Here is an 8,221-nt window from a genome sequence, read left to right as displayed (position 1 = left end):
TTCACACGATGATCTACGAGACAGGCCTTATTCATCGCGGAGGAGTTCGGTTGGGTCGAGTCGGTTCACGAGGCGTGATGCCGCGAAGGATGAGACGACGGTCGCGGTGAACACGAGCAGAATTGGTGTGGCGACTGCGGGAATGGACAGTGCGTAGGTGGGGGCGAGGACGAACAGTGGTCGAAGGACTATGACGAAGTAGTAGCTCATCGCGGTGCCGACGAGGAGGCCGGCGATGGTGCCGCCGATGGTGACGGTGCCGGCTTCCGCGGCGATGAGAAGTCGGATGGTCCTAGGGGAGAGCCCTTGGGCTCGCAGGGTGATGTACTCGCGTCGGCGTTGGAGCAGGAGTCCGAACACGAAGATCGCGATGGTGACGACGGCCATCGAGAGGGCGAAGGTGGAGTCGAGTTCGATGAGGCCGGCGATGTTCAGCGCGGCGAGGCTTGACTGGTCTCGGGCGAGGGTGGTGCTTCGGCTGTCGATCTGGAGGGTGCCGGCGGCTCCTGGTCCGTTGTGGAGCGATGACAGCGCGCGTTGCAGGCCTCTGTCGTCGTTGGTCGTGGCCGCAGCGAGGAAGAAGTCGGGGGCTTTCCTCGGCACGTGGGTGGTGTGCTCGGCGATGGACATGACCGCGTCGGCGCCGTCGGGGAACCCGGGAAGTCGTTCGAACAAGGCGAGGACGTGCAGTGTCACCTCGACCTGGTCGGGGGTGGCCCGCGCGAGGAGCACGTGCAGCGTGTCGCCGGGCTTGGCTTTGAGGAAGGCGGCCATGTCCTCGCTGAGCAGCACCGCGGTCGGGTCGGTCCGGAGGGTGCGGACGGTGCCGGCCGCGTCGCCGGTGGGGAAGTCGGCGTTGGTCAGTGGCGCGACCGACGCGTAGGTGTCGGGGTCGACGGCGGCGAGGTTGGCGGGGTCGGATGTCCTGGCGCTGCGGAGGATGACGTTGCTGATGCCGTAGACAACCGGACTGGTGTTGGCGACACCGTCGGTTCGGAACACGTCGGCGTCGGTGACGCTGTAGGTCCGCTGTGCGGTCGGGCTGGGCGTGACGCGGATGTCGGAACCGGTCGCGTATCGGGCGTCGGCGGCCTTGGAGGCGTCGTAGGAGGCGGTGAAGATGCCGAGGCTCGTGGCGATGGCCACGATGAGCGCCACGACGATGGCTCCGTTGCCGATGGTCCATGGTCGACGTCCGACGCTGAACCGGTAGAGGCTGCGCAGTGGCCGCCCGACGTGGCCGGTCGAATTCGGCTGGCTGCGCGTGAGCAGGGCACCGAAGATCCGTGCGGCGAGGAGGCTACCGGTGATCCACACGGTAACCGGCAGCACGAGCAGCGGCAGATCGAGCTCAACGGCCTGCCCGAAGTACACCGAACCCGCCGCACCGTCGAATGCGTTGGCGCGCAACGCGACGACAGTGCCAATGGCGACGACCGCCACTCCGATGATGTCGAGGCCGACGCGTCTCCACAGGGGTGGTCGTTGCGCCAATCGCGCCCGGTCGTCGTTGATCTCGCGGTCGATGGAGCGGCGGCCGGTGACGTACAGTGCGGCGCCGGTTGCCAGGAAACCGCTTGCGGAGCCGATCAGCGCTGAGGTCAGCAGGCTTGGTGTGCTCGCTCTGGCCAAGGACTCGTAACCCAGGACCACCATGACGACGAGGTAGCCGAGGACGAGCCCGACCGCGGCTCCGGTGGCGGTCAGCGCCGCGGTGCGGAGGATGAGCATGCGGAGCAGGTGGTGTCGGCTCGCGCCGCGGATCCTCAGCGTGGCTTGTTCGCGGCGCTGAGCGGAGGCAAGCACGTTCCCGCCGTACGCGGCCAGCATCGCCGCGAGCAGGCAGCCCGGCACACCGAGGAAGACGAAGAGGCGCTTGGCCACCTCGGCGTCCGTGGCCGCGACGCCGAGGGTGTTGGAGATGTTGTCCAGCAGGTAGTCCTGGTGGGCCGCGACCGCGCTCACGTCGGCGCCGAGACGCCGAGTCTGGCGCACTGCGGTCGCGGGATCCGCGTCGAGGATGCGGCGATCGAGCGTGATGTCGATCTCACGCACCGGCGGGTTCTTCAGCCTTCCTCCTCGGGTGGTCGCCGCGCGTTCGAAGGCCGGGAGGACGGTGTCGGCGAACAGCCGCGGTGACACGATGACCGAGTTGCGCGAGTAGATGAATGTCTCGAGGTCACCGCCGCGACGGCTGGAGAACAACGACCGGGCCCGGCTGAGATCCGCGATGCCGCTGACCGGGAGGTCCAGTGTGGAGCGGTCCGGCAGGGCCACGGTGACGGTGTCGCCGATCCCGACCCGCATCGCCGCGGCGGCTTCGGCACTCACGACGGCGCTCCCGTTGCCGAGCCGTCCCTTGAGGATGGCCACGGTGTGGTCGCGGTGGGCGTAGTCGGCATCGAAGCCGAAGATCTTGGCCGGGCCGCGAGCCACGGACCCGTCGCGGGACATGGTGTCGGGGCCGAGGTCGGCGAATGAGAGCTGGCTGGCGTGGGCGACCCCGTCAACCCGGGAGATCTGTTCTGCGAGCTTGTCGAGCGGCACCGTGGCCGGCTGGTTGGCCGCCACGGGGCTGACCGACTCCCGGCTGGAATGTGACGTGCTGACCGTGGCGTCGGTGAGCGTGGTGCGGGCCCGGGCCTGGACGACGTAGCTGATGCGGCGCACGCCACCAGGTTCGACAGTGCCGAGGTTCAAGCCGGTCAGCGAGGTGCCGTGTGCGAGGGGGTTGTCGGCGACGTCGCGCAGCGGAGACCCGCCGAGCTGTGCTGAGCCGGTCACGAACTCGAGCCCGTGTCCCGGCCGGGAACGCACGGTGACCTCGTTCGCGGCCACCGCACTGGAGTTGCGGATCTCGACACGCACACGCGCACGGTCGCCCGCGCCCATCGCGCCCGGCGGGTCGAACGTCTGTGTCAGCGTGATCGCGCCACCGACGCGTTCGGTGACGATGCGCTGCATGTCGATGGGCAACGGGGCCACCGCCCGCTGGGTCATCGACGCCGCGAGCCCGTCCACGAAGAACAGGACCCCGCAGAAGAGGCCGACGCCGAGCGTCACCCCGACCACAGTCGACAAGGTGCGGCGCGGGTTGCGGACGAGATCGGCGAACACGTACCTAACGAGCATGGCTCTGCTCCGATGTCGGCGAACGCCGGGTGAGGCGGATGACCCGATCCAGGTGGCTCGCGACCTGCTGGTCGTGGGTGACGACCACCAAGGTCGCCCCGATTTGACGTTGGACGTCCAGCAGCAGGTCGAGCACGAGCCGCGCGTTGTCGGCGTCGAGGGCGCCGGTTGGCTCGTCGGCCAGGATGACGGCCGGGCGATGAATGACCGCTCTGGCAACGGCAACACGCTGCCGCTGCCCCCCGGAGAGCTGATCCGGCAGCCGCTTGGCCAACCGGCCGAGTCCGAGCCGGGCGAGCACGTCGTCCGGGTCGGCGCCTGCGCCGCCGCGGCAGATCGCTAGTTGGAGGCCGACGTTCTCCTCGACCGTGAGGTGCGGCAGGAGGTTGTCGTCCTGGTAGACCATGCCGACCAACTGTCGCCGAAAGCCGACCCGTTCACGTTCGGACAGCGACGAGATCGACACGCCGCCGATGCGCACCGTGCCCCGGGTCGGTTGCGCGAGCCCCGCCAACAGGCTGAGCAGGGTCGATTTGCCGCACCCGCTGGGACCCATGACCGCCAGGCTGGTGCCCCCGTCGACCGTGACCGCGCCGCACGCCAGGGCCCGGACCGACCCCATGCCGGTGGCGTGATCGACGACGAGCTCGCTGGTGCGAATGTCGTTGGCGACCCCGCTGCCGGTGGTCATCTCGGGCGCACCTCCTGCCCGGTGAGCGAGTAGCGACTGTCCGCCAGATCAGCGATCGCGATCTCGTGGGTGACGTACAGAACCGCGAAGTCCGCAGTCAGAACCTCGTCGACCACGCGCGCGGCCGTCCCGCCGTCGAGCTGGGCCGCGACCTCGTCGACGAGCAATAGCGCGGGCTCGTTGGCCATGGCCACGGCGAGGGCGACGCGCTGGGTTTCTCCGCCGGACAGCTGACGCGGGTGGTGCCGCGCCCGGTGCGCCACTCCGAAACGCTCGAGAAGCGTCATCGCCCGGTCACGCCGACGCCTGCGGCCCGAGGTGAAGGCGAACGCGAGCTCGACGTTCTCGCGGGCGGTGAGGAACGGGATGAGATTGTCGGACTGCAGCGCGATCCCGATCCGGTCGGCACGGAGTCGAGCGCTGGCCCGGTCGTCGAGATCACTCATCGCCACGGCGTCGATCTCGACCGCCCCCGCGTCCGGGCGAAGCAGCCCAGCGACAAGCGAGAGCAGGGTGGACTTGCCGCTTCCGGATGGGCCGACGAGACTGACCTTCTCGCCGGGCAGGACGGTCAGTTCGACCCGCCGGAGCACCTCGATCCGCTTGTTCGGCGGACCGTAGGACTTCGACACCCCGCCGAGGCGGACGATGGGCGTCGTCATGTGGCCCGCGTCGCCGGCGGGGCCGAGCCGAACACCTCGGGCGAGGTGACGCGGGCATGTGCCTCCAGGTCCAGCACAGCTTGGCTGGCCTCGGCGAGCCCCTGGGGGCTCAGCTCCACGAAGTTGCGCAGATCGAAGGTGTCCTGGTGCAGGCTCGCGTCCAGTGGCACGTTCTTGATCACACCAACGCCCGAGGCGTAGTACTTGTTCTCGTTGTCCGGCGCGCCGACGTTGCCTTCCTGCACCACGCGGACGTTGTCGTAGCAGGCGAACGGCACGCACGTGCGGACGCCCACCTCGACTGGTTGGCCAACGGACGCCTTCTCATCCGGCGCCTTTCCGATGAACCACCGTGGCGTGTTGGCGTCGACCTTCGCCGGCGACAGGATTCCGGTCGACGCGCCGCCGCCCTCACCCAGGAACGCGGATTCGGTGTTGGTGTACTGGCCGCCCTCGAAGTCCTCGGTGTAGCCACCCAAGATCCAGACGTTGCCGTCCTTGTCCAGCGCCAGGTAGTCCATGCCCTGCTGCGAGACCTCACCGGAGTCGGTTGACTCGTCGAGCATCGCGATCGTCGGGACCCCGTCGATCACCCGGATGACGTCGGTCATCGTGGTGATGATCTCGTGGGGCACCACCCGGGAACCGACCTCGGTCGTGCCGGCCCGGACCCATTGCAGACCAGGTTTGACCGGGTGATACGGATTCGTGTCCAAGGTCGGGTCGACGAAGTTCGCCGGATCGAACCGCACCCGAGTCCCCTCGGAATCGGGTGCGGGACCCGAGGGTGTGTCACTGGCCGATCCACGGACGCACGCCGTCGCGACACTCATCAGCGCGACGGCGACACAGAGCATCCGCAACGGTGGACAGGGAATCGATACCGAACTGGCTCTCATGGTTGGCACTCTCGCTTTCGCGGTGTCGCCGACGTTGACAGGCGTTGTCCTGGCTGACTCTGGATCACAGCGACTGAACGCCGCCTGAACGCGCCGCCGCCCGAGCTGCCCTAATGTCTGCTCTTGCGCGGATGAAATGCGGCGTTCAGCGTGTGTTCAGCGGTGAGCGGGAAGCATCGGACGGTCCGATGGCGAGTCAGGGGTGAGGCGTGCGGGTGCTGGTGGTCGAGGACGAGCAACGGTTGGCGGCCGCGTTGCGCAGCGGGTTGGAGGCCGAGGGGCTCGCGGTGGACGTGGCCCACGACGGCATCGACGGGCTGTGGTTGGCGCGAGAGATGCCCTACGACGCGATCGTGCTGGACATCCTGCTGCCCGGGATGGGCGGCTACCAGGTCTGCGCCGCGTTGCGCGCCGCGCAGATCTGGACGCCGATTCTCATACTGACAGCCAAAGACGGCGAGTGGGATGAGGTCGACGGTCTGGACACCGGCGCGGACGACTACCTCACCAAGCCGTTCTCCTACGCCGTGCTCATGGCCCGGCTGCGGGCGCTGTTCCGCCGCGGAGCACACCCACGTCCGGCGGTGCTGAGCGTCGGCGCGGTGCGGTTGGATCCCGCGCAGCGGCGGGTCTGGCTGACAGAGACCGACAACGACAACCAGGTCGAGGTCGAGCTCACCGCGAGGGAGCACGCGTTGCTGGAGTTCCTGATGCGGCGGGCCGACGAGGTGGTGTCCAAACGGGACATTCTGGATCACGTGTGGGACGTTGACTTCGACGGAGACCCGAACATCGTCGAGGTGTACGTGAGCCGACTGCGGGCCAAGCTCGGCAGCGCCAGGATTCAGACCCGGCGCGGCGCTGGCTACCAGGTGGTTCCCGGTGCCGGGTGACCGTCTCGGCCGGCTGCGCACCGTGCGGGTGCGGACCACCGCCGGCGCCGTGTTCGTCGTCGGTGCCGCGCTGGTGCTCGGAGCTATGATCCTGGTGGCCACGCTGCGCTCGACCCTGACCGACAACGTGCGTACCGCGGCCGAGTTCCGGGCTACCGAGATCGCCGCCGTGCTCGAGTCCGGCGACGGCACACCGAGCCTCGCGGTGACCGAGGCCGACGAGCAGCTGATCCAGATCCTGGACGACCGCGGCGCGGTGCTGGCCTCCAGCGTCAACCTGGCCGGCAGGCCGGCGGTGGCGCGGCCGGCGGCAGGGCAGGCGGTCGAGATCGACACCCCAGTAGACGAGGACCGGTTCCTCACGGTCGCCGCGGCCGCGGACACCCCGCACGGGCGCCGCACAGTGCTCGTCGGCCGGGCGCTCGCCGACGTGCTCCAGTCCACAGAGGTGCTCACCCGAATGCTGGCCATCGGCATCCCGCTCGTGTTGGTGCTCGTCGGCCTGATCACCTGGTCAGTCGTGGGCCGGGCGTTGGCGCCGGTGGAGACGATCCGGCGGGAGGTGGACGTGATCTCCGCGGCCGAGCTGCACCGCCGGGTGCCCGAGCCGGACTCCGGTGACGAGATCACCCGCCTGGCCCACACCATGAACCGCATGCTCGGCCGGCTGCAGGGCGCTCAGGCCAGCCAGCGGCGCTTCATCTCCGACGCCTCGCACGAGCTACGCACACCGACCGCCTCCATCCGTCAGCACACCGAGGTGGCGATGGCCCACCCGAAGCGGACCACGGTCGCCGGGCTCGCCGAGCCCGTGCACGCGGAGGCGTTGCGGCTGCAGCGACTGATCGACGACCTGCTGCTGCTCGCCCGCGCCGACGAGGCCGGCCTCGCACTGCGGCGGGTCGCGGTGGACGTCGACGACCTGGTGTTCGCCGAGGCCACCCGACTCCGCACCACCACCGGGCGACGGATCGACACCGGCACCGTGTCCGCCGCCCGGGTGCTGGGCGACACGGGGGGTCTGCGGCGAGTGCTGCGCAACCTCGCCGACAACGCCGCGCGCCACGCCGCCGGCGTCGTCGTGTTCTCCCTCACCGCCCGGGACGGGACCGTGACACTGACCGTGGACGACGACGGCCAGGGCATCCCACCGGCCGACCGGACCAGGGTGCTCGACCGGTTCGTCCGGCTGGCCGACGCCCGGACCACCGACGACGGCGGAAGCGGCCTCGGCCTCGCGATCGTCGCCGAGCTGGTCGCGGCGCACGGCGGCACGGTCACCATCACCGAGAGCCCGCTGGGCGGCGCGCGGGTCGCCGTCGCGCTGGCGGGCGCGGACGTTCAGGTCTAGTTCAGTCGTGCAGAGGCACAGTGCTCCGCACCAACCCTGAGGGAGGAGTACTCATGAAACGCAGGACTGTGTGGATCTTCGCCGGCGCGATCGCGGTAGCGGTGACCGGTGGCGGCGCCGGGGTGGCCATCGCCGCCGGCCAGGGCGACGACGACGGGACCGAGCGTCCGATCACCGGCGACGCTCTGACGAAGGCAACGACGGCCGCGCTCGAGCACACCGGCAGCGGCCGAGTCACCGGCACCGAGATCGGCGACGAGAAAGGCTACTACGAGGTCGAGGTCACCCAACCCGACGGAAGCCAGCGCGACGTCCACCTCGACCAAAACTTCGCCGTGCTGGGCAGCACCGGAGACAGCCGTGGTGACTCCGGCGACAAATGACCGCGGACGCTGATCTGGTTGCAGGACCAGGTCCGCCTGGTCCGCCACCCGGAAACCGTGAACCGCTATGCGTACTGACCGCTCAGCGACCCAGCCGGGCCGCGAGCCCGTCGAGCACGCAGTCCAGGCCGAACGCGAACTCGACGTCGGGGTCGAGTTCCTCGGCTTCGAGGACGCGGCGGGCGAGCATCGGGTGCTTACCCGCCGCGA

Annotated in this window: 7 protein-coding genes; 3 read left to right on the top strand and 4 right to left on the bottom strand. The window is 69.4% G+C overall.

Annotated elements, in window-relative coordinates:
• Positions 1–27 precede the first annotated feature (27 nt).
• The 4 genes from VGD70_RS29550 to VGD70_RS29535 all read right to left on the bottom strand — a co-directional run bounded on the left by VGD70_RS29550 (position 28) and on the right by VGD70_RS29535 (position 5,237).
• The gene (locus tag VGD70_RS29550) at positions 28–3,132 is read right to left on the bottom strand and encodes an ABC transporter permease (protein ID WP_331087096.1); all 3,105 of its coding nucleotides are present in this window, start codon (positions 3,130–3,132) and stop codon (positions 28–30) included.
• The gene (locus VGD70_RS29545) at positions 3,122–3,823 is read right to left on the bottom strand and encodes an ABC transporter ATP-binding protein (protein ID WP_331087094.1); all 702 of its coding nucleotides are present in this window, start codon (positions 3,821–3,823) and stop codon (positions 3,122–3,124) included. Before VGD70_RS29545 ends, VGD70_RS29550 begins: the two co-directional genes overlap by 11 nt.
• Entirely contained in the window at positions 3,820–4,416 is a 597-nt protein-coding gene (locus VGD70_RS29540) for an ATP-binding cassette domain-containing protein (protein ID WP_331087092.1), read from the bottom strand. The genes VGD70_RS29545 and VGD70_RS29540 overlap by 4 nt, the downstream gene beginning before the upstream one ends.
• A 65-nt stretch (positions 4,417–4,481) precedes the next feature.
• Entirely contained in the window at positions 4,482–5,237 is a 756-nt protein-coding gene (locus tag VGD70_RS29535; protein ID WP_331087091.1) for a hypothetical protein, read from the bottom strand.
• 356 nt (positions 5,238–5,593) lie between these two features.
• On the opposite strand from VGD70_RS29535, the gene VGD70_RS29530 reads away from it, so the two are divergent.
• From VGD70_RS29530 to VGD70_RS29520, 3 genes are read left to right on the top strand one after another with little or no spacing between them, the layout of a single operon-like run.
• Entirely contained in the window at positions 5,594–6,277 is a 684-nt protein-coding gene (locus VGD70_RS29530; protein WP_331087089.1) for a response regulator transcription factor, read from the top strand.
• On the top strand, positions 6,267–7,628 hold the full coding sequence (locus VGD70_RS29525) for a sensor histidine kinase (RefSeq protein WP_331087087.1): 1,362 nt from the start codon (positions 6,267–6,269) through the stop codon (positions 7,626–7,628). Before VGD70_RS29530 ends, VGD70_RS29525 begins: the two co-directional genes overlap by 11 nt.
• A 53-nt stretch (positions 7,629–7,681) precedes the next feature.
• Positions 7,682–8,011, top strand: coding sequence for a hypothetical protein (locus tag VGD70_RS29520; RefSeq protein WP_331087085.1), 330 nt, complete (start codon positions 7,682–7,684; stop codon positions 8,009–8,011).
• The last annotated feature ends 210 nt before the right edge of the window (positions 8,012–8,221 follow it).

It is taken from the genome of Actinophytocola sp., assembly GCF_036402745.1.
Taxonomy (GTDB): Bacteria; Actinomycetota; Actinomycetes; order Mycobacteriales; family Pseudonocardiaceae; genus Actinophytocola.
Note: the sequence above shows the minus strand (reverse complement) of the source record. Positions and strands in the feature narration are given on the sequence as shown.